19 protein-coding genes are annotated in these 18,740 nt (G+C 47.7%); 9 read left to right on the top strand and 10 right to left on the bottom strand.

What is annotated here, in order from left to right:
- Positions 1-2 precede the first annotated feature (2 nt).
- From tig to QUB52_RS18310, 4 genes are all read left to right on the top strand, one after another.
- On the top strand, positions 3-1,418 hold the full coding sequence (tig, locus tag QUB52_RS18325) for a trigger factor (RefSeq protein ID WP_332968761.1): 1,416 nt from the start codon (positions 3-5) through the stop codon (positions 1,416-1,418).
- 341 nt (positions 1,419-1,759) lie between these two features.
- Positions 1,760-2,449, top strand: coding sequence for an ATP-dependent Clp endopeptidase proteolytic subunit ClpP (gene clpP, locus QUB52_RS18320; protein WP_265238504.1), 690 nt, complete (start codon positions 1,760-1,762; stop codon positions 2,447-2,449).
- A 9-nt stretch (positions 2,450-2,458) separates the two neighbouring features.
- On the top strand, positions 2,459-3,802 hold the full coding sequence (gene clpX, locus QUB52_RS18315) for an ATP-dependent protease ATP-binding subunit ClpX (protein ID WP_332968763.1): 1,344 nt from the start codon (positions 2,459-2,461) through the stop codon (positions 3,800-3,802).
- A 153-nt stretch (positions 3,803-3,955) separates the two neighbouring features.
- Complete coding sequence (locus QUB52_RS18310; protein ID WP_332974308.1) at positions 3,956-4,714, top strand: GNAT family N-acetyltransferase; 759 nt, start codon at positions 3,956-3,958, stop codon at positions 4,712-4,714.
- Between the two features lie 4 nt (positions 4,715-4,718).
- Here the strand turns inward: QUB52_RS18310 and QUB52_RS18305 are convergent, their stop codons facing one another.
- Positions 4,719-6,770: a DNA polymerase III subunit gamma/tau gene (locus tag QUB52_RS18305; RefSeq protein ID WP_332974309.1), complete on the bottom strand. Its 2,052-nt coding sequence runs from the start codon at positions 6,768-6,770 to the stop codon at positions 4,719-4,721.
- Here QUB52_RS18305 and QUB52_RS18300 point away from each other — a divergent pair.
- Together QUB52_RS18300 and QUB52_RS18295 are read left to right on the top strand one after the other, a co-directional pair.
- On the top strand, positions 6,747-6,992 hold the full coding sequence (locus QUB52_RS18300) for a hypothetical protein (RefSeq protein ID WP_332968765.1): 246 nt from the start codon (positions 6,747-6,749) through the stop codon (positions 6,990-6,992). The two genes, QUB52_RS18305 and QUB52_RS18300, sit on opposite strands and share 24 nt — an antisense overlap.
- 320 nt (positions 6,993-7,312) lie before the next feature.
- Complete coding sequence (locus QUB52_RS18295) at positions 7,313-8,224, top strand: hypothetical protein (protein WP_265236297.1); 912 nt, start codon at positions 7,313-7,315, stop codon at positions 8,222-8,224.
- Positions 8,225-8,241: 17 nt separating this feature from the next.
- On the opposite strand, the gene QUB52_RS18290 is transcribed toward QUB52_RS18295, so the two are convergent.
- The 5 genes from QUB52_RS18290 to QUB52_RS18270 form a co-directional block, all read right to left on the bottom strand.
- Complete coding sequence (locus tag QUB52_RS18290) at positions 8,242-8,964, bottom strand: DevA family ABC transporter ATP-binding protein (RefSeq protein WP_332974311.1); 723 nt, start codon at positions 8,962-8,964, stop codon at positions 8,242-8,244.
- Positions 8,965-9,072: 108 nt separating this feature from the next.
- The gene (locus QUB52_RS18285; protein WP_332974312.1) at positions 9,073-9,933 is read right to left on the bottom strand and encodes a Uma2 family endonuclease; all 861 of its coding nucleotides are present in this window, start codon (positions 9,931-9,933) and stop codon (positions 9,073-9,075) included.
- Between the two features lie 110 nt (positions 9,934-10,043).
- Entirely contained in the window at positions 10,044-11,204 is a 1,161-nt protein-coding gene (gene devC, locus QUB52_RS18280) for an ABC transporter permease DevC (protein ID WP_332974313.1), read from the bottom strand.
- 97 nt (positions 11,205-11,301) lie between these two features.
- A complete protein-coding gene (locus tag QUB52_RS18275; RefSeq protein ID WP_265236305.1) occupies positions 11,302-12,945 on the bottom strand; it encodes an HlyD family efflux transporter periplasmic adaptor subunit in 1,644 nt (547 codons plus the stop codon).
- Positions 12,946-13,017: 72 nt separating this feature from the next.
- Positions 13,018-13,755, bottom strand: coding sequence for a phycocyanobilin:ferredoxin oxidoreductase (locus QUB52_RS18270; RefSeq protein WP_265236307.1), 738 nt, complete (start codon positions 13,753-13,755; stop codon positions 13,018-13,020).
- Between the two features lie 301 nt (positions 13,756-14,056).
- On the opposite strand from QUB52_RS18270, the gene tatA reads away from it, so the two are divergent.
- Positions 14,057-14,254, top strand: coding sequence for a twin-arginine translocase TatA/TatE family subunit (gene tatA, locus QUB52_RS18265; RefSeq protein ID WP_265236311.1), 198 nt, complete (start codon positions 14,057-14,059; stop codon positions 14,252-14,254).
- A gap of 463 nt (positions 14,255-14,717) precedes the next feature.
- Here the strand turns inward: tatA and QUB52_RS18260 are convergent, their stop codons facing one another.
- Complete coding sequence (locus tag QUB52_RS18260; RefSeq protein ID WP_332974314.1) at positions 14,718-15,017, bottom strand: hypothetical protein; 300 nt, start codon at positions 15,015-15,017, stop codon at positions 14,718-14,720.
- A gap of 92 nt (positions 15,018-15,109) precedes the next feature.
- Here QUB52_RS18260 and QUB52_RS18255 point away from each other — a divergent pair, with 92 nt between their 5' ends.
- Positions 15,110-15,421 (top strand): DUF6679 family protein, encoded by a 312-nt coding sequence (locus QUB52_RS18255; protein WP_265236321.1) that lies wholly within the window; start codon positions 15,110-15,112, stop codon positions 15,419-15,421.
- On the opposite strand, the gene QUB52_RS18250 is transcribed toward QUB52_RS18255, so the two are convergent.
- The 3 genes from QUB52_RS18250 to QUB52_RS18240 all read right to left on the bottom strand — a co-directional run bounded on the left by QUB52_RS18250 (position 15,413) and on the right by QUB52_RS18240 (position 18,280).
- Positions 15,413-15,688 carry a hypothetical protein gene (locus tag QUB52_RS18250; protein ID WP_332974315.1) on the bottom strand — a complete coding sequence of 92 codons (276 nt, stop codon included), beginning with the start codon at positions 15,686-15,688 and terminating at the stop codon, positions 15,413-15,415. The genes QUB52_RS18255 and QUB52_RS18250 overlap by 9 nt on opposite strands.
- The gene (locus QUB52_RS18245; RefSeq protein ID WP_265236417.1) at positions 15,678-17,312 is read right to left on the bottom strand and encodes an MBL fold metallo-hydrolase; all 1,635 of its coding nucleotides are present in this window, start codon (positions 17,310-17,312) and stop codon (positions 15,678-15,680) included. Before QUB52_RS18245 ends, QUB52_RS18250 begins: the two co-directional genes overlap by 11 nt.
- A gap of 755 nt (positions 17,313-18,067) precedes the next feature.
- A complete protein-coding gene (locus tag QUB52_RS18240) occupies positions 18,068-18,280 on the bottom strand; it encodes a helix-turn-helix domain-containing protein (RefSeq protein ID WP_236502947.1) in 213 nt (70 codons plus the stop codon).
- 135 nt (positions 18,281-18,415) lie between these two features.
- On the opposite strand from QUB52_RS18240, the gene QUB52_RS18235 reads away from it, so the two are divergent.
- Positions 18,416-18,649: a hypothetical protein gene (locus QUB52_RS18235; protein WP_332968773.1), complete on the top strand. Its 234-nt coding sequence runs from the start codon at positions 18,416-18,418 to the stop codon at positions 18,647-18,649.
- The last annotated feature ends 91 nt before the right edge of the window (positions 18,650-18,740 follow it).

The raw sequence follows: 18,740 nt of genomic DNA, 5'->3' as shown, positions 1-18,740 counted from the left end.
CGATGAAAGTAACCCAGGAAAAACTTCCAGCCAGTCAAATTGGTCTGGAAATCGAAGTCCCATCAGAAAAGTCAAAACAAGCTTACGAGCAGGTAATTAAACAATTCGCTCGCGAGGTCAATATTCCTGGGTTCCGCAAAGGCAAAGTTCCCCGCCAAATTTTGCTACAGCGCCTAGGCCAGACTCGCTTGAAGGCGACGGCTTTGGAAAATTTGATTAATGATTCCCTGCAAAAAGCTCTCGAACAAGAAAAAATTCCGGCAATTGGCAGTTTTGAACTGCGCACCGAATTTGAAGAGTTGCTAGAAAAGTTCGATCCAGAACAGCCTCTGACTTTTTCGGCTAAGGTTGATGTAGAACCAGAAGTGAAAATGGGGCAGTACACCGGCTTGCAGCTTCAAGCAGAAGAAGTTAAGTATGATGAAGCTCAGGTGGATGAGGTACTGGCAAAATATCGATCGGACAAAGCGACTTTAATCCCCGTAGAAGGCCGGCCCGCTCAGTTGGGAGACGTGGCTTTGGTTGATTTTTCCGGTAAATTTGCCGAAGCACCCGAAGGCGAAACTCCCGCAGAAATTCCCGGCGGCGATGCCGAAGACTTTCAAGTAGAATTGTCGGAAAATCAGTTTGTACCGGGCTTCATCCAAGGCATGATTGGGATGAATTCGGGAGAAACTAGAGAAGTTTCTGTCCAGTTCCCTGATGAGTATAGCAGTGAAGAATTGGCTGGAAAACCAGCAGTCTTTACAATTACTCTGAAAGAAATTAAGGAAAAGGAATTGCCGGAGTTGGACGACGACTTCGCCCAAGAAGTTAGCGAATTTGAAACTTTAGCCGAACTGCGCGAATCCCTGGAAACTCGGTTTAAAACAGAGCAAGAAAACAAGCTATCAGCTAATAAGGAAAAAGCTATATCAGCAGCACTGGTGCAGCTAATAGAGGTAGAAGTTCCCCAAACAATGCTCGATCGCGAAATCGATTATTTGCTGAACCAACAAGCCATGCAATTGAAAAATTATGGCATAGATATCAACCAACTGTTTACCGAAGAAAATATGGGGCCGATGCGGGAACGCTCTCGTCCCGAAGCATTAGAGAGGCTCAAACAAACTCTAGCTCTGGCAGAAGTAGCTAAGCTGGAATCCTTATCTGTTGAACCAGCAGAAGTAGCAGCAGAAGTGGCAAAAGTCAGAAAGCAGTTTCCTAAAGGAAATTTTGACCCTGAAAAGTTGCGGGAATTTGTAGGAGAAGACTTGCTCAAACAAAAAACTCTGAAATGGTTGGAGGAAAAAGGGACAATTGAACTCGTACCTGAAGGCTCTCTGACTCCCAAAGCAGAAGAAGCAGAAGAGGACGCTGAAATTTCTGAAGAAGCAGCCACGAGCACTATCGACGTGGAAGTTGTAGGCGAAGAGTAAAACTAGAGGTTGGCTACCAAAAACTACAAGTGTAGGGTGCGCACTGCGCACCTTATGCTGACTGCAAGCGCCGAACAAATTTGTTGGGATTAGTCTAGTCTGCCCAGAAATCAACCCCCCAGAACCAAGAAGCGATAATTTGTAAGTAAGTGTTTTAACTTATTTACCCTCAGAGCGCGGCGAGTCACGCCAGCTTTGCAAGTTAGAAAGCAATCTCACGCACCCATTCACTCCCATTCCCCCCCATCTGGGTTAAGACAAGGCATAATAGTTAGAAGCTGGCAGCTTAATTTAAAGCTTTCAACAGCAGCAAATTGTCTATAATCCTTGACTGGTGTCTTATGGTTGTATCTCAATCTTCCAATTACCTAATTACGAGCTATAACGATTTTGATGTCAGCTCTAGTCCCAGCAATGTAGTGCCGATGGTACTAGAACAGTCGGGGATGGGCGAGCGGGCATTTGACATTTACTCGCGCTTGCTGCGGGATAGAATCGTGTTTTTAGGAACTCCCGTCACCGACGAAGTGGCTGACTCGATCGTAGCTCAGCTATTGTATTTAGATGCCGAAGATCCAGAAAAAGATGTCCAAATGTACATCAATTCCCCCGGTGGCTCGGTGACAGCAGGCATGGCAATTTATGATACGATGCAGCAAATTCGACCAGATGTGGTGACGATTTGTTACGGTTTAGCAGCGAGTATGGGCGCATTTCTGCTAACAGCAGGAGCTCACGGGAAGCGGATGTCTCTTCCGAGTTCGCGGATTATGATCCACCAACCGCTCGGAGGCGCTCAAGGTCAAGCAGTTGATATTGAGATTCAAGCCAAGGAAATCCTGTATCATAAGCGTAAGCTGAATGAACTGCTAGGGCATCACACAGGTCAACCGATCGACAAATTAGAGGCTGATACAGAGCGCGACTTTTTTATGTCCGCCGAAGAAGCCAAAGATTACGGTTTGGTCGATCGAGTGATCGAAAAAGAAAACCTTCCGGCTGCGGGAGAAAACGTCACTGCACTGAAATAAGAGGCTGTTATGTCTAAGTACGACTCCCATCTAAAATGTTCGTTTTGTGGCAAGTCTCAAGAGCAAGTTCGCAAGTTAATCGCAGGCCCAGGGGTCTATATCTGCGACGAATGCGTTGACTTGTGCAATGAAATTTTAGATGAGGAGTTGTTTGATTCCAGTGCTGTGCCCGCGGCGGCGGCGGTTCCGAAACAGGAAACTACTCAAAAGCGCCGCGCTACCTCGGGCAAAAGTATCTCGATGAGCCAAATTCCCAAGCCGAGGGAAATTAAAAATTATCTCGACGAAAATGCGATCGGTCAAGAAGAGGCGAAAAAAGTCCTCTCGGTGGCGGTTTACAACCACTACAAGCGCCTCAGCTTTATCCATGCCAAAAATAGCGGCAAGCACCCACCAGAAGAAGTAGAACTGCAAAAATCGAATATTTTGTTAATCGGGCCGACGGGCTGCGGTAAAACGCTGCTCGCTCAGACTTTGGCGGATATGTTGGACGTGCCGTTTGCGGTGGCTGACGCGACGACTCTGACGGAAGCGGGCTATGTCGGGGAAGATGTGGAAAATATTTTGCTGCGACTGCTGCAAGTGGCAGATATGGATGTGGAAGAGGCGCAGCGCGGAATTATTTATATTGATGAAATTGACAAAATTGCCCGGAAAAGCGAAAATCCTTCGATTACGCGGGATGTCTCTGGAGAAGGGGTGCAGCAGGCGCTACTGAAAATGCTTGAGGGGACGATCGCCAATGTACCACCCCAAGGCGGCCGCAAGCATCCCTATCAAGACTGCATCCAAATTGATACCAGCAATATCATGTTTATTTGCGGGGGCGCTTTTGTCGGCCTGGACAAAGTGATCGAGCAGAGAACTGGTAAAAAGTCAATGGGTTTTATTCAGCCGGGAGAAGCTGTGCCGAAGGAAAAGCGGGCCGCCGATGTCCTCAGGCAACTGGAACCAGACGATTTGGTAAAATATGGGATGATTCCAGAGTTTATCGGGCGGGTGCCGGTGGCTGCGGTTTTAGATCCGCTGGATGAGGCGACGCTGATGGCGATTTTGACTGAGCCGCGCAATGCTTTGGTGAAGCAGTACCAAAAGCTGCTAAAGATGGATAGTGTGCAGTTGGATTTTGAGTCGGATGCAATTCGGGCGATCGCCCAGGAAGCCTACCGTCGCAAAACTGGAGCGCGGGCGCTGCGGGGAATTGTCGAAGAGTTGATGTTGGATGTGATGTACGAGTTGCCGTCGCGCAAGGATGTGACGCGGTGTACGATTACTAAGGAAATGGTCGAGAAGCGATCGACTGCCGAATTGTTAGTCCTTCCGTCTTCGCTACCAAAACCAGAATCTGCCTAAAAGCATCGGTTTTCAGGATAGCAATTTTACCATACAAAATTGTAAAAGTCCTGATCATCAAATTTTCGGACGGGCAAGATGCACATTCCACAAGAAAAAAAGTTTTTGTGCGATGGGAATCCTGCCCGTCTTAATTATTTTTGCCAGAAATCAATGGAATCTCGCATTCAAGCATACCTGCGCTTTGCCGCCAGCCAGCAGCGCGACACCGAGCGCATCGGGCCCTTCCTCGCTACCTTCAGCCCCCACAGCGCCAACCCTTATCTCAACTATGCGATTCCCGAAGACGGTGCCGCACCCTCCCTCGCCGATGTCAACGCGCTAATCGCTGCATACTCTGGGCGTGGGCGACAGCCACGTTTGGAATATTTCACGAAACTAGCGCCCGCTGTCGAAGAAGCCCTGATATCCGCCGGTTTCACCGTTGAGGGACGCTTACCGCTGATGATTTGCACTCCGGGCTCGGAGAAAATGCTTCCCATTCCGCCCGAAATCGAGCTAATTCTGCCAGTTTCCGATGACGAACTTTTGGGTACTGTGGCTGCACAAAATGAGGCTTACGGAGAGGCTGCACCCACCGCTGAAGATGTTGACAGTCTTCGGCAAAGTCTGGCGGCGGGTGGCATTGCGGTACTCGCCCGCGTCGCAGCAACGGGCGAACCTGCTGGCGCTGGAGTCTGCACGCCCCCGCAAAATCAAACGACGGAAATCGCGGGAATTGGTGTGCGCCCTTCTTTTCGGCGGCGGGGTGTCGCAGGGGCTTTGACGGCGCGGTTGTTGCGAGAGGCTTTTGATGCGGGTGTTGAGGTGGCTTTTTTGATGACGCTACAGGAGGAGGAATTTCGAGTTTACACTAGGGCGGGATTGTCGGCGATTGGCGAAATCTTGCACATTTCGCTGCCGCCCCAGTAGAAATTTACCAACCCATAAAATCATCCCCATCAACCTCAGCAGATAACTCAGGAAAATCCGGTTCAGATTCCAATCTAAAAGTTTCCGACTCCCAAATTTCTAAATCATCCGACAAATCGACTACTTGTCCCTCAAACATCTCAGCCCATTGTTTACTCGTATTCGCGACAGATTGAGCATCAGCCCGCACCGCTACAGCTTGAGTATTTAACTTATTCTGAGAGTCTGTAGAAATGTTTGTCTGCCGCAGCGGTTCAGAAACATTTGGTAGCTTGGTGGCGGTATTTTCAGGCGTCCAGGATGTTGTTTGCTCTGTTGCTCCGTTCCCCAAAAAATCATCGGAAATCTCATAAGCCGCCGAGTTCTGCAAGTGTTGATTCGCATCAATAACAGAAGCAGAATTTCTAGGATTTTCGGCAACAAGTCCGTGAGAATTTGGTAAATCGCGGGAACTATTAATTTCAGCGGGATTTGTCACTCCCACTTTTACTGTGACTTGACGGTTGAAAACTTGCACAAAAGCTTCTTCAAGATTAGCTACTTTGTCTTTAACCATCTTGAGCAACGGCTGGGAACTAATCTTAACATAAGCACTATCATTGCTAAAAATTACTAGCTGTCCGTGTTGGCGGAGTAGCGATTGAGTCCCGTTGGGTCGCACGCGATCAAGTACCTGTTCCCACACTCTATCTAAATCAATTTCGCTACCTGAATTAGTTGGTGAATAATTTGTTGGATTCGTTTCAGCAGTTGGTATAGGTGCGGAAATCGGTGCGGCAGGTGTGCTTTCTGTGCGATCGGCAATAGGTTGCGAAGTTGGATGTTGATTTTGAGGTTTGGCTGCCGGAGGCTGTTCGATATCAGTTGTGGAACTCCCCCCCTTAGCAAGGGGGGGTTGGGGGGGGTGAATTTGGGATTGAGCAATATTTCTACCTGGTTCGGCTGTTGGTTGTGGCTGAGTTCTAATGGCTGAGGGCAATAATCCCAACAGGGTCACTTCCAGCCACAATCGCGGCTGAGTGGTGTTTTTAATTTGCACTTCGTGGGTTTGCAAGTGTTTTTGACCTGCTAAAATTAACTCGGCATCCCAATTGCGGGCAAAATTGCATAGTTTTTCCCAAGTCGCGGCTGTTAAAGCGACTAAATCTGAGCGTTTTGGTGCTGCTTTGGCTATGAGCAAATCTCGGTAAAAGCTGGCGAGACTTTGCAGCACGATTAGCGGTTCCCTGCCACGATCCATTAGGTGACGGGTCATGTCTATTAATGCTGTAGAGTCATCGTTTGCGATCGCTTGCAGCAGTTCCATTAAGTCGTTTTCGGGGACTGCGCCGACTAAATCCCAAACTTTTTCTACTGTTATTTGACCGGGAAATAAGCTGAGTTGGTCTAGCAAGCTTTCGGCGTCTCGCAGTCCTCCTTGAGCAATTTGACCAACCATTTGTATTGCATCGCTGGCAATGTTGATGTTTTCTAATTGGGCAATTTTGTGCAAGTGGGCGGTCATTGAGTCGAGGGGAATCCGGCGGAAGTCGAATTTTTGGCAGCGTGAGATGATGGTTGGTAAGACTCTTTGAGGGTCGGTTGTGGCGAGGACGAATACGACGCGATCTGGTGGTTCTTCTAAGGTTTTTAATAAGGCATTAAATGCCTGGTTGCTGAGCATATGAACTTCGTCGATTACATATACTTTATAGCGACACTGTACGGGGGCAAATTGCGCTCGTTCGATCAAGTCCCGGATGTTGTCTACTCCGGTGTTGCTGGCCGCGTCGATTTCGATGACATCTAGGGTGGAACCTCTGGCAATTTCTTGGCAAACGTTGCATTTGCCGCAGGGTGTTGGGGTGGGAACGCCGGTAGAAATACAGTTGAGGGATTTGGCGAAAATTCTGGCGCTGGAGGTTTTGCCGGTGCCTCTGGGGCCGGTAAATAGATATGCTGGTGCTATGCGCTGTTGCAGGATGGCGCTGGTTAGGGTTTGGGCGATCGCCTCTTGACCGACTAATTCGGCAAATGTCTGAGGGCGATATTTGTGGTGGAGGGGTTCGTAGGTCACGATCGAATATTGGTGGTATTAGCTGTAATCTTAGCTAAGGACACGTTGTTCGATCGCAAAGAGAGTTCGACTCTCACAGCCAGCCGCCCGGTGGACTGGCAGGGCGGGAGCGATCGAACAGTAGCAATTAGCACCCCAGCGAGAGTCCGCCCCTCGATCGTCCGGGTGATGGGTTGTTCGGAGAGAAGTGTTTTTTGCGATCGATCGCAGAGTTACTATTAGTTTATGTGTATCTACTGTTCTTTTGCCTAGAAACGGAGCTCGCCGAACCAACATTTTTTTGACTTATATTGGTATAATCTATCACAGACAATTCACCATTTCTTTTTGCCAGTGCCAGCGCGGGATTTTCCGATATTTCGGGAACTTGCTTGCAGTTAAAGATCGAGTATTAATTAGAGGGTGCGTCTTCGAGTTGCAGAAATCCAGTTGTATCAAGATGGTGGTGGAATGATGTCAATGTTGGTCGATCGAGTTGCACTGCCAGCTCTACTCTGGAGTCCTGTATAAATATAGCGTCAAAATTTACCCTTTAAAAGCCCATGTCAACCCAAATCATCCTTGTAGAACCAAGGTTGGCAGTAGCCTCTCCCAAACCCAAACAGGCTAAACATTCCGGTTTAGCCTCAGATCAAATCTTGATGGGAGCGTCGGGATTACTGTTGTTATTGCTTGTCGGTTTAGCTGTGTTTAGCAAGCTAAAAATGGACAGTTTGAGCAAGAAACTAAACTTTGAGGAATTCAGAAATCGAGAACTCCAGAAAAAATACAAGATGGCTCTGGAAACTCTGTCAAAGATGGAGAAAAATCCCGACCTCATCCACTCGCGAGACTTTAATTTAGACTACCTGAGAATGCGGATGGCGGAAGAAGTTTTTCACTTTGCCATTGTGAACCAAATTAAAGTAAAAGTCAAAGATAAAATTAGTATTGCCCTGCGTCCGACTCAGAGTAGTGTAGGAGACAAAAGTGGGAATGCGGGCAGTGGCAGACAAGTGGATTCGATGTTTGATATCGAATACGAAACTGGCGATCCGGCAGTAAAAATAGAAAAGCGAGTGCTGTTTCGGATTCAAATTAAGCTGATGAAACTGCCGACTCAGGCAACATCGGCAACAATTAATCAAATTATTGACTGTTTGGAAACTTACCTTAGTCCTTCCGACGATCACGACAGTTGGCAGCCGACAATTCAAGGTCGCATCGTTCACATTGAGTGGGATCAAAAAGCAAAGCCAACGCCGATGTTGGTGCTGGAACAGTCAAATGAAGGGGTGAATGTCACCTTTAGGACTACTAGAGCGGCCGCGGGCAGACCAGGGAATGAAAATGATAGTGCGTTGGCCGCTGTTAAGGGTTCAAAAGTAACGAAAGGTACGACAAAGATGCCCGGTAAAAGTTCATCTAAGAGTTCTACAAAGACAGGGGTGAAGCGCCCTAGTTCCCGCAAATAAGTTGATGTTAATTAACGTTATTTGCCGGAAAGAACGCTGGTTGTGGCGGTTGTGGCTGTGTCTTGTGCGAGGTGGCCGTCTTCCATGTGAATAATGCGATCGGCTATATCTAAAATGCGGTTGTCGTGGGTGACAAGCAAAATGGTACAGTGCTGTAATGTGGCTAAACCTCGCATGATTTCTACCACATCTCGACCTGATTTGCTGTCTAGGGCTGCTGTGGGCTCGTCTGCTAATACCAATTTTGGCTGACTGACTAACGCGCGGGCGATCGCAACTCTTTGTTTCTGTCCGCCAGAAAGACTGTCCGGGTAATAATCCATTCTGTCACCCAACCCTACAGCTTCCAACATTCCCTCTATTTTATCATTAGTTTCTTGCTCAGAAAGATGGTTGTGCAGTTCCAGAGACATTTGCACATTTTGCCGCGCTGTTAAACATTTCAGCAAATTATGAGCTTGGAAAATATAGCCGATGTCGCGGCGGACTTCTACTAATTTATTTTTCTTAGTTCCGCGCAATTCTTGGTCAAGAATTTTCAAGCTACCTTCTTGGATCGATCGCAAACCTCCAATCAAGGTTAACAATGTGGTTTTGCCAGACCCAGAAGGCCCAGTCATTAGCACAATTTCGCCCGGATCAATTTCGAGATTGATGTCAAATAATGTCTGCTTCTGAAGTTGTCCTTCGCCGAAGGAATGATTGAGATTTTTAATTGAAACAACTGGTTTAGCGTTCATAAATAATTGACGATCGCTCCTTGTTTTGGCATTATTTAGCGAGGAAGAGTCTCGAATGTTCGATCGCTCCCTATTCCTATCCTCAAAAAATGGAGCAACAGCCAAGGCTCAAATGAGCTCCGGATCGATGCCCTGCGATCGCAAATAAGCCGCCAATCGCTCTTTTTGTTCTCGTTCAGCATCGGCGCGTTGAGTCTCAGCATCGGCGCGTTGAGTCTCAGCATCGGCGCGTTGAGTCTCGGCTTCAGCCCGCTCTCGTTCCTTTTCGGCGTGGAGGCTCTCCAGTCTAGCTCGCTCACTTCCCGTCAGCAGCAAATTTCCCTCGCGATCCCACCAGCGCAACCAATGTTGTGTCTGATTTTGATAGCTACCAGACCACACGCCCAACTCTATACCCATCAGGTCGATCGGGTAATGTCCGCGATCGTTCGGTTCCAAGCGGTGATATCTAGTATTTACGCAATTGTAGACTTCTAATTCATTGGTTTGGATCTTGTAAATAGCGTAGTAGGGAATTCTGATAATCCGCTCGTATACCCAAAACTTTCCCGGTTTCTGGTTTCCCCCGGATGGCAAAGCAGATAAAGGAGTATTGTCGAGTTCTTCTGAACCATCACCGCTAGCAAATTCGATCGCAATTAACGGCACCATATACTCGCGCCACAACACGTAGGAACGCCGATATTGCCCGTCTAAGCGGGGAGGCACGTTAGGGACGTAGAACCAGTCAGGTGCTTCGGCTCCGCGTTCGGGAGGCTCGGTTTCGCGCCAGTAGATGCCACAATCTTGCCCGATCGCATACTGTCCGTCGGGATGCAGGTTTTGCAGTGTAATTTCTAGGGAGTCGGTGAGCAGGATGCTCTGAGGATGTTCTTGAAAGTTCTTCACAAACGTGCCGTCAGATTCTGGGAGTTGCGTGTGATCGGGAAAGGCGGGAGGCAACGCTGTGGGGTTGAAGCTTTGGGTCATAGCGCAGAACCGAGGGAGAGTGCGATCGAGATGAATGCTATCTTAATACCATAGCGTTATAGCGTTAGAGCCATAATTACTTAGGCAGAACTTATTAATTAATTAATTCCCTAAAAAATATCTGCTGGATCGGCCGCCTGCAACTTCCTAACTGCGATCGCCCCCGACACAGAACACATAACAACTGTCATTACAAACACAGTTACAGCTTTCCCCACAGTCATGTACATCGGCAAACTCGTAGCACTTCTCCCTAAATTGTACAGCACTACAGAAATCCCAAATCCAGGTAAATAACCAAGAATTGCCAGAATCAAAGCTTCTTGAAACACCACGATCAAAAAGTAAAAATCCTTATATCCCATCGCCTTCAACGTCGCGTATTCCGGCAAATGATCGGTAACATCAGTATAAAGAATTTGATAAACAATCACTATCCCCACAATAAATCCCATTGCCGCGCCGAGAGTGAAAATAAATCCGATTGCTGTACCTTCTTCCCAATACTTTCTCTCAAAAGCTACAAACTCTTCCTTTGAAGCAATTCGCACATCTGACGGCAAAGTTGCCCTCATTTTTTCGACAACAGCCTTCACATCCGTTCCCGGCTGCAAGTGCACAATACCGATATCAATTAAACCTTTGGTTCTCCGCGTCGCAAAAATCCGCAGAAAGTTCAAATCGCTGGTGACAATATTTCCATCAGCACTGAAAGATGCCCCTAAAGTAAATAAACCATCTACCACAATGCGGCGGTTGTCAACTTCTGTTTCAACAGGTTTTCCCTGGTTGAAATATTCCACTACTGGCCCAAATTCCGGGCGGGAAGCTTGGTCAAATAAAACCACATCGGCAATTTTGATTTTGTCCAAATTATTTTGGATTTCCGGCATATCAAAAACCGGACGAGTCGGGTCAAAACCTATGACCATCAATTGGCGGGTTTTGCCCTCGTTTGGATCGGGATTTTTCCACAATCCAAAGCCTAGATATACCGGACTAATTTCTGTAACGCCGTTAAAACTCAAGGCTTGATACAAGCGACGCTGGGGAAAACTTTTCATGGCTATTAAAGCCGTAGATTGAGTGCTGGTGATGAAAATATCCCCTTTTAACTTCGCATGAAAGCTGACGGAACTTTCAAATAGTGCGTCTTTAAATCCAAACTGCATAAACATTAGTAAATCGGCAAAACCAATCCCGGCTAGCGCGATGACTAAGCGCATTTTTTCGCGGGTTAACTGTGCCCAAGCTAGCTGTATTTTTGCCATATCTAATTAAGGAAGAAGGAAGAAGGAAGAAGGAAGAAAAAAGGAGCAAGAAACAAACAAGCAAAAACAAGGGGGTTTGATTTAAAAATACTATTATTTAGATAGCTATTTTGACTTCAACCTGCAAGTTTGTCAGCTCAGAAACTTTTTTGCTCGATTCGGGGTCGAGGCGAATTCTTACTTCGATAACTCTAGCATCGGTGTCGGCGGCGGGGTCTGTATTCAGGACATCTTTTTTGCCGATTAGTTTGCCGATTCTAGCGACTGTTCCTTCTAATGTGCCTACAAAAACTGAGCTGGTAACTGTGGCGCGCTGGCCGTTTCGCACTTTGGTGATGTCGGTTTCGTAAACTTCGGCTATGGCGTACATTTGATCGGTACGGCCTAGTTCTACGATGCCGTCTTGAGTATTGATGCGTTCTCCTTGTCGGGTGTTAACTTTGAGGATGGAACCGGATACGGGTGCTTTGACATAGCTTAAGTTTAAGTCTACTTGGGCTTTTTGTTTGGTGGCGATCGCACTTTCGACAGCGGCTTGGGCGGCTTGAACATCTTCGGGACGAATTTCGGCAATTTGGTCTAGATTTGCTTTGGCTTGATTGATTTGTTCTGCGCCGGTTTCTGCTTTTTGCTTGAGCATTGCTTCGGCTTGATTGATTTCTTCTCTGCCCGTTTCTATCTTTTGATTTAAAGTGGCTCTAGCTTGGTTAATTTCCTCCCTGCCTGTTTCTAATTTGCGTTTGAGATTGGCGCGGGATTGATTGATTTCCTGCTTGCCTGTTTCTACTTTTTGTTTGACTGTGGCTTGATTTTCAATTATTTCCTGTCGCAGTGTTTGTACGGTTTTTTCTAATATAGCTTCAGCTTCTTTAACTTTCTGGCGGCCTGTCTCTACTCCTAAGCGTTTGGTATCGTAGGCGGAAGCAGAGATTGCGCCTGTTTCGGAGAGTTCTTTATTACGTTGTTCTTCGGCTTGGGCGTTGGCTAATTCGGCTTTTAGTCGATCGACTGTAGCATTTTGAGAGGTAATTTCGCCACGCACTTGAGCTTCCAGCCTGGCAAGTTTAGCTTGCTGTACCTCTGTCTCTCGTTGCAGTTGTGCCTCAAATTTGGCAAGATTAGCTCGTTCGGCTTCGGTTTCTCGTTGTAGTTGAGCCTCAAATTTAGCGACGTTAGCTTGTGCAGCTTCGATGTCTCTTCGCATTTGAGCTTCTAAGCGGGCAACATTTGCTCCTTCGCCTTCGGTTTCTCTTTGACGTTGAACTTCAGACTTGGCAACTTCGGCTTTCCCAGCGCCGATTTGGCCTGTTTTTGCGCCTGCTTGAATTTTCGCTAATTCTGCTTGTTTGACTTTGACTTCTTTGTCAGCTTGTTGGAGGATTGCTTGGAGTCGATCGCGCGTATCGAGAACTGCTATGATTTGTCCTTGACTGACGCGATCGCCCTCTTCGACTTTCAACAGTTCAATTCTCGCGCCCTCCGACGCCGAAGGGGCAGACAATTTGATCACTTCCCCCTGCGGAGTCAACCTACCCAAAGCTGTGACGCTGTTGCGGGTGGAGGCAGTAGTTGCAGCAGCAGTTGCAGCCGCCGCCTTTAACTCTTCAGCTTTTCTGATTTGAGATACTTGCCAAAAACCCACTCCTGTGGTAAGGAGAGTAGCGGCGATCGCTAAACCGATGATTCCCGGCCCTGGGGGTTTAAAAAATGATTGATCCTTATCCCGTGATTCCTTGCCCATGACAGATGAGGTAGGTGATTTCCTGATTACATTTTTTCACACCCACTATGAAGTAGTGTAAACCGATTTCAGCTATTTAGGGAAATCAAACAGCACCTCAGTCATGTAATTTTCGGCCCAATCTTGACCGAAAGCTTTTTCGAGTACGCGGCGAGTTTTGTCGTTTTGCTGCTGCTGCGTACAGTAGTAAATTTGAGCGTCGAGAATTTTCGATGCTTCGGCGGCAGAAACTGGTTCGCAAGCCACTGCGAGTTTGCAGTGAATTTCCACGTAGGATTCAACTATGTCGATAAATCGGCTTTCTTCTTCCGGTGAATCTGGCCGCACAAACAGGCAAAATTCCGAAAAAATATCGCCCCATTCAGGAATTTGGCGGGGACAAGAAAATTGGTTAACCGGCAGAGTTTCCAGTTGGGTGCGATAGGTTTCCGACAAAGTTCGATCGGGATTAAGGGGAGAAAGGTCTGCGATCGCCGCGCTAACTTGACCTTTGCCTGCTACGATGTCTGTGCCGAACATCGGCAAAGCATAATTCGGTCTCGGAAACATCACGCAGTGCAGGATATCCAGCAGCGGCCCGACTTTAGCGAGTTCGAGGTGTATTTTGCGGAACTGGGGAGTTTGATAGCAGCGGTTTTCTATGATCAGTTTTTCTCCTTCCAAGCGCCCTTCTACGTATCCCAACTCAGCGGGGAGGTGGTAGGGTTCGAGGTCGAGGTACCGACGCCATACTGATTCTATCCGGTCTGCTAATTCGCGGATGAGAGGGTGCTGTTGCTCGCGCAGGGAAGACTGGGATATTTCTAACATTTCTATTTATCGGGCGATCGCTTAATAAAACTTGATTCTACGGTTGCAGGATGCAGTAAAAAAGGTAGATACTTTTAAGGATACCAGCAGAGCGACGTGCGATCGAGCAAGTTTTACAGAAAAATCTGCCCAAGATAGAAAGCCTTGCGACTTGAGTCTAGGTATTCCCAGCGGCACGGGGCAATAAATTGCCCTAAAAACCAGAGTAATAGGTAACATTTGCCGAAACTCTCCGCTAAAATGAATGCACTAGCGGTAATTCGCAGAGAAAAAGCCAAGTAGGTAAGCACGGAGATTTTGTATGTTTGGTCTGGGATTGCCCGAATTGGGCATTGTTGCGGTAGTCGCTATTCTAATTTTTGGGCCCAAAAAAATTCCTGAGTTGGGAAATGCTTTGGGCAAAACGCTGCGGAGTTTCAAGGAAGGGGTCGGTCAAGCTGATGATGAATCTACCCAAAAGGAGAAAGACAAAGAGGAAGAGCCAACTCTAGGAAAGTAATTTGCTGAACTTCCTGTAACAAGAAACAGCAATGCTTTGTCATAGTATATGTAGAGAATGTTTCATTTGGCAGTGCCCATATTTTTAAATAATAGTGCGTTGGTAATCAGCCAGATAGCCTTCAAAAATACCCAGAGCGGTATCGTATTTCTGGCTAATTTTTGTTTTTGTTGTTTGCCGAAAGTCTCGTCGGTTGTTGGCAATATGCCCGTGTTTTTTGGCGAGGATTGGATAATTAATATTTTTTGGCGTTTTTTGAGGCTTTTCTTCCCGATTTTAGGTTGCCTAACTGTTTGTTTCGATGGATATACTGCAATTTCCCTAGCTTGATTTTCGCCTTTTTTAGGGAAACTGGCAGTTGTATTTTTTTACCGTCACTCCCGGCAGAGCAACGTGGATAATCCTAAGTCTATGCCCGTAGGTTCTGTAACGGGATGGTACAAAGGGGGGAGTTTTTAGGCTTTTACGGCAAAACTGACGTACCATTTATCTGCCGACCTACTGATTGTAAAGGTTTGAGAACAGCGGCAATCCCGATCGACAAAGCAGCACAGTCTGTTTTGAGGGTGGCTGTTTGAGCGATCGCGGCAGTCAAGTCCGGATGCTCCGATCTATTCTGGCAAATGCCTCCCGCGAGGGATGTCGCAGGCTGCAAAATCTGCAATTCGATAAATGGCGTACAGGAGAGATTTGATGGTAAAATAAAATTTGGTAACTCCCATCGGTGCCACAGTTTCGGAAAACGTGAAACTGGCCAGTCCATAGGGCTGTGCCTTCCGATGTAAAACCCAAAGTACGTTAACTGTAAACAGGCAATCTTTTTTGATTAAATACACTGCGCAGGAGAACTGACAAATGCTACAGCGCAAAATCTATCAACTCTGTTGTGATGGTCGTGAGGTTTCTATTTTTCTTCGAGATCAGCAACGTTGGATAGAGCGCGCTCGTATCCTAGATATTGAAGGGGATCTAGTCACGCTGCGCTACGAAACCGACGAAGAAGACGAAATTAGCTCCTGGGAAGAAATGGTGCGTCTAGAGAGTATTGGAGCTGTTTCCCAGAAGTTGGCTTCGGTGTCGAGAACTAACTGCGAACCCCTAGTTACTGACGATTGTCCCGAAGCCGAGCAAATTCGCAATCACTACCCGGACTCGAATTTAGAATAGTTTTGAGCTAGAGCTTGAGGCAAAAAGAATAGTTGGGGGAAAGGAAAACGACTTTTCTCCCTTTTTTGTCGATAAATTGGGCAAAAAACCCGGTTGAGGGGAAAAATCTACTGGATTGTCACCAATCAAGCTGGTTTTGTATTTAAATTTAAGCTCGATCGCAGGTTTTCCAGTCTGCGCCACCAGAACAGTCCCGGACGCAGAACCCAAATAGCGATGTTTGGGAATCAGGAGTGCGTTTACGCCGGGGAGGATCTCAATCGCCATCTATTTCCTCATCTAAGAAAAGTTCGGACTCCGGTATCGCTTCAAATACCGGACAGTAACCGTCGGGGGTAACTTTAAAGCCAAATAAAGCACTGGACTGGTTCCAACAGCGCTGGCCGCGGTAGTGCTGGCAATTGCCACAGCATTCTAGGTTAGCCTGAACGGCGCTGCCTTGAAACAGCAGTTCCCGCTGGGAGATGCCACGCAGTACGAGTTCTTCGCCTTGCCAGCGTGCTTCTACTAAACCTGTATCGGCAAAATTTGCCCACCGAGGATCGGCTGTAATCGGACTTGGCAAGCTAATTGCTACTTCTGTACCTAATTCGCTGAGTTCTCCTTCATAGTTAGTTTCGGGGATGGCGGGCTGCAAAAACATTTCCCCGATTGGCAATTCGACAACTGTTCCTACCGCCGGAGTGTGCAACTGGTAGCGGTTTCGCAGCTCGTCCAAGTTAGCCAAGTCAGCCAAATATGCAGGGGAACCGTGCACTAAAATTACGTGCTGGGGACGCAAATTGTGGATGAGCTGGGTAGTTCCCGGCCCGTCGCAGTGATCGGCTAGCAAATAAGTTTCAATGAGCCGAACTCCTGATTCGGCCCAATTGCCCAGCCATTCCCTGGTGGGATATCCAGGTTTGTGAGGTGCGAGTAAAATCCAAGGATTTGTGCGATCGGCAACGTACAAACCCAAATCAGCTATTTGGTCAGTAATCACAATACACGGCGTTTTGCCCAATTCGGCTCGCTGTTCGGCAGACAGCCGGCGCACGCGGGGTTTTACCCTTTCGTCCCAAAACAAAGGTTGGTGGAGAGCAAAATTTTGGACGGCGGTGGGAAAATGGGGCAGCAGTTCCAGATAAGCGTCGCAGCCGTCGGCGACAGTGCCGTCCACCCAAATATCCAAGTCGCGGCCGGTAAAGTAGTGGTGGCTGCGGAGTAGCATCAGCAATTCTTGACCTAAACCTAGGGCGGGCGCAGGTAGTAGTACCGAGTACCCGTCGGCGATCGCCCGGTGGATGCGATCGGCTAATTGATTTTCCAGTTGTCGGCGGTGAGGGTGGCGCGCCGTGCCGTAACTGCCTTCCAAAATTAACACGTCCGGCTTCATGCCCCGGAGTTCTCCCAGCGGCAAACCTTCCACCAAACGAGAATTCGACAGAAAAAAGTCGCCGGTGTAAACCAGGGTGTAGGTGCGGTGGGGGGCTTGATAAGTTAGGAGCACAGTCGCCGCTCCCGGCAAATGGCCCGACGGGAACAACTGCACGCTCAGTCCCCGGTGCAGTTCGATCCGCGACTGCCAGGGCAGTGCCTGACAGAAATGGGACTCCGGCTGCTGAGCCTGGGACGGCCAGTTGAGCGGTAGCAGTCGCGCTGTCACTTCGCTGGCGTAAATTGGCAACTGGGGGAAAGCTTGGTGGAGTGCTAGCAAACCTCTGGCGTGGTCGGAGTGGGCGTGGGTACACACCACGAAATCGGCTGGGGGCGATCGATCTAGTGTCGCTGACAGGGGTGCGACATCCTCTATACCGCAGTCGAGTAAAATGCGGTAGGGCCCCATTCGCACTAGCAGACAGACCCCTTCCTCTGCGTGGCCTGCGCCGTAAGGTAAACAATCGAGATCCATCACTGCGGTTAGCTCCCTGTGCAAGCGCGCAACTTGCAGTATCGCAACATCTAAATGTTGGCTGCGACTGCATTCATTCGATCGAGTTGAGTCTTGGACACAAAAACCAGGTTTGATGGACGACAAGACTTTGTTGCCGCCGTCGCTTCGGTAAAAAACCCGATCGCTCAAAATTCTGGTGCGTCTGCCCTGGACTTAAATTTTTCCTATCGGGCTCCGGTTCCCGTCGTGCAAGCAAAGTAACTGCACTTAAAATTTGATGCCCGGAGAGGAAAGCGATTTTCCGAAGGTATTGGCAGAAATGGGCATTCGGCCTTCGGCAAAGTTCATGCTAGTGGTTCTTGCATCAAAAGTTACATTTTATTGCACCTTGTAAGAGCAGCAAACTCGGTCTCATAAGCTGAGTTTTAAACCTTGTTCATAATTTGCGCCTACTAAAAGCTAGTCTTTTTTATGAGAAGATTTTAATTCAGTAGCCCAAAGATGTTGACAAAACCTTACAAATCTTTATCTATAGGGTGTTGAGCGCGGTTTATAGTCCAATAATCCAAACTTGGAGAACCAGACTCATGCTGACGAAGTGCTTTGATCACGAAGATAGCGGCTTTATGAGTTCGATCGGTTTCTTTGTAAAAGTTTGATACATTTTTCTAAGCAAACCTTGTGGCGATCCAGGAGACATATCTTGCAGTGTCGATCCCTTTTCTTGGGCTAACTCTCGAATTTTTAGCCTGACTCGCCCCATTGGTGCGCCCTCAATCTTCCAAAATCTCGACTAAATCTTCCATCGTCACGTCGAAAGCGCGGGCAATTTTGTAGACAGCAGACAAATCGACTGTGTTCAAAGTATCGCGCTGAACGTAGCTTCTGACAGTGTTGTAATTGACTCCGGATCGATCGGCAACTTGCTTTAGCGTCCAACCCTTTTGTTCAGCTAGTTCTCGAATCCGCAGTCTAACGTATCCCATGTTTTAACTTGACATTGATGCGTATGCAACATATAATATCTATGTACATTAAAAACGATCGCCCTCCTAGCCTCGAAAACTTAAGGGCGATCACTTTTCTAGCCAACCCCGCTTTCGGCGGGGAAACATTACCCTATGATACCAACATCAAGGCCAAAATTAAACACTCATCCCTGGTGCATCGTGCGGCAACTGCCAAATATGCAGCGATTGGTAGTGGCGCGCTTCCATCGGCGTGGCGATGCTGACGGCTATATCCAGATTTTACGGCGGTTGTTGCCAAATACTAAACACGCGATCGTTTTTGATACGACAGGGGCCGAGAAATTGCCAGATGCTCGGACATCTGAGATAGAGCGAATGCTTTAACGGATAAGTGCGATGGGTGCATCTCACTTTGGCAAATACATCAAATTGAAAGTTGACCGTTGAGATAAGCACAGCGAAGAGAAAGGATAGA

The sequence above is a fragment of the Microcoleus sp. A6-C6 genome (assembly GCF_036705955.1).
Classification (GTDB): domain Bacteria; phylum Cyanobacteriota; class Cyanobacteriia; order Cyanobacteriales; family Microcoleaceae; genus Microcoleus.
This window is presented reverse-complemented; position numbering and strand designations above follow the sequence as displayed.

Coding starts and splice junctions, on each gene's coding strand:
- QUB52_RS18260 (WP_332974314.1), bottom strand. CDS start 15,017: ATGGACTGGCCAGTTTCACGTTTTCCGAAACTGTGGCACCGATGGGAG.
- QUB52_RS18255 (WP_265236321.1), top strand. CDS start 15,110: ATGCTACAGCGCAAAATCTATCAACTCTGTTGTGATGGTCGTGAGGTT.
- QUB52_RS18270 (WP_265236307.1), bottom strand. CDS start 13,755: ATGTTAGAAATATCCCAGTCTTCCCTGCGCGAGCAACAGCACCCTCTC.
- QUB52_RS18250 (WP_332974315.1), bottom strand. CDS start 15,688: ATGGCGATTGAGATCCTCCCCGGCGTAAACGCACTCCTGATTCCCAAA.
- QUB52_RS18240 (WP_236502947.1), bottom strand. CDS start 18,280: ATGGGATACGTTAGACTGCGGATTCGAGAACTAGCTGAACAAAAGGGT.
- QUB52_RS18235 (WP_332968773.1), top strand. CDS start 18,416: ATGATACCAACATCAAGGCCAAAATTAAACACTCATCCCTGGTGCATC.
- clpP (WP_265238504.1), top strand. CDS start 1,760: ATGGTTGTATCTCAATCTTCCAATTACCTAATTACGAGCTATAACGAT.
- QUB52_RS18295 (WP_265236297.1), top strand. CDS start 7,313: ATGTCAACCCAAATCATCCTTGTAGAACCAAGGTTGGCAGTAGCCTCT.
- tig (WP_332968761.1), top strand. CDS start 3: ATGAAAGTAACCCAGGAAAAACTTCCAGCCAGTCAAATTGGTCTGGAA.
- QUB52_RS18290 (WP_332974311.1), bottom strand. CDS start 8,964: ATGAACGCTAAACCAGTTGTTTCAATTAAAAATCTCAATCATTCCTTC.
- QUB52_RS18285 (WP_332974312.1), bottom strand. CDS start 9,933: ATGACCCAAAGCTTCAACCCCACAGCGTTGCCTCCCGCCTTTCCCGAT.
- clpX (WP_332968763.1), top strand. CDS start 2,459: ATGTCTAAGTACGACTCCCATCTAAAATGTTCGTTTTGTGGCAAGTCT.
- QUB52_RS18245 (WP_265236417.1), bottom strand. CDS start 17,312: ATGGATCTCGATTGTTTACCTTACGGCGCAGGCCACGCAGAGGAAGGG.
- tatA (WP_265236311.1), top strand. CDS start 14,057: ATGTTTGGTCTGGGATTGCCCGAATTGGGCATTGTTGCGGTAGTCGCT.
- QUB52_RS18310 (WP_332974308.1), top strand. CDS start 3,956: ATGGAATCTCGCATTCAAGCATACCTGCGCTTTGCCGCCAGCCAGCAG.
- QUB52_RS18275 (WP_265236305.1), bottom strand. CDS start 12,945: ATGGGCAAGGAATCACGGGATAAGGATCAATCATTTTTTAAACCCCCA.
- devC (WP_332974313.1), bottom strand. CDS start 11,204: ATGGCAAAAATACAGCTAGCTTGGGCACAGTTAACCCGCGAAAAAATG.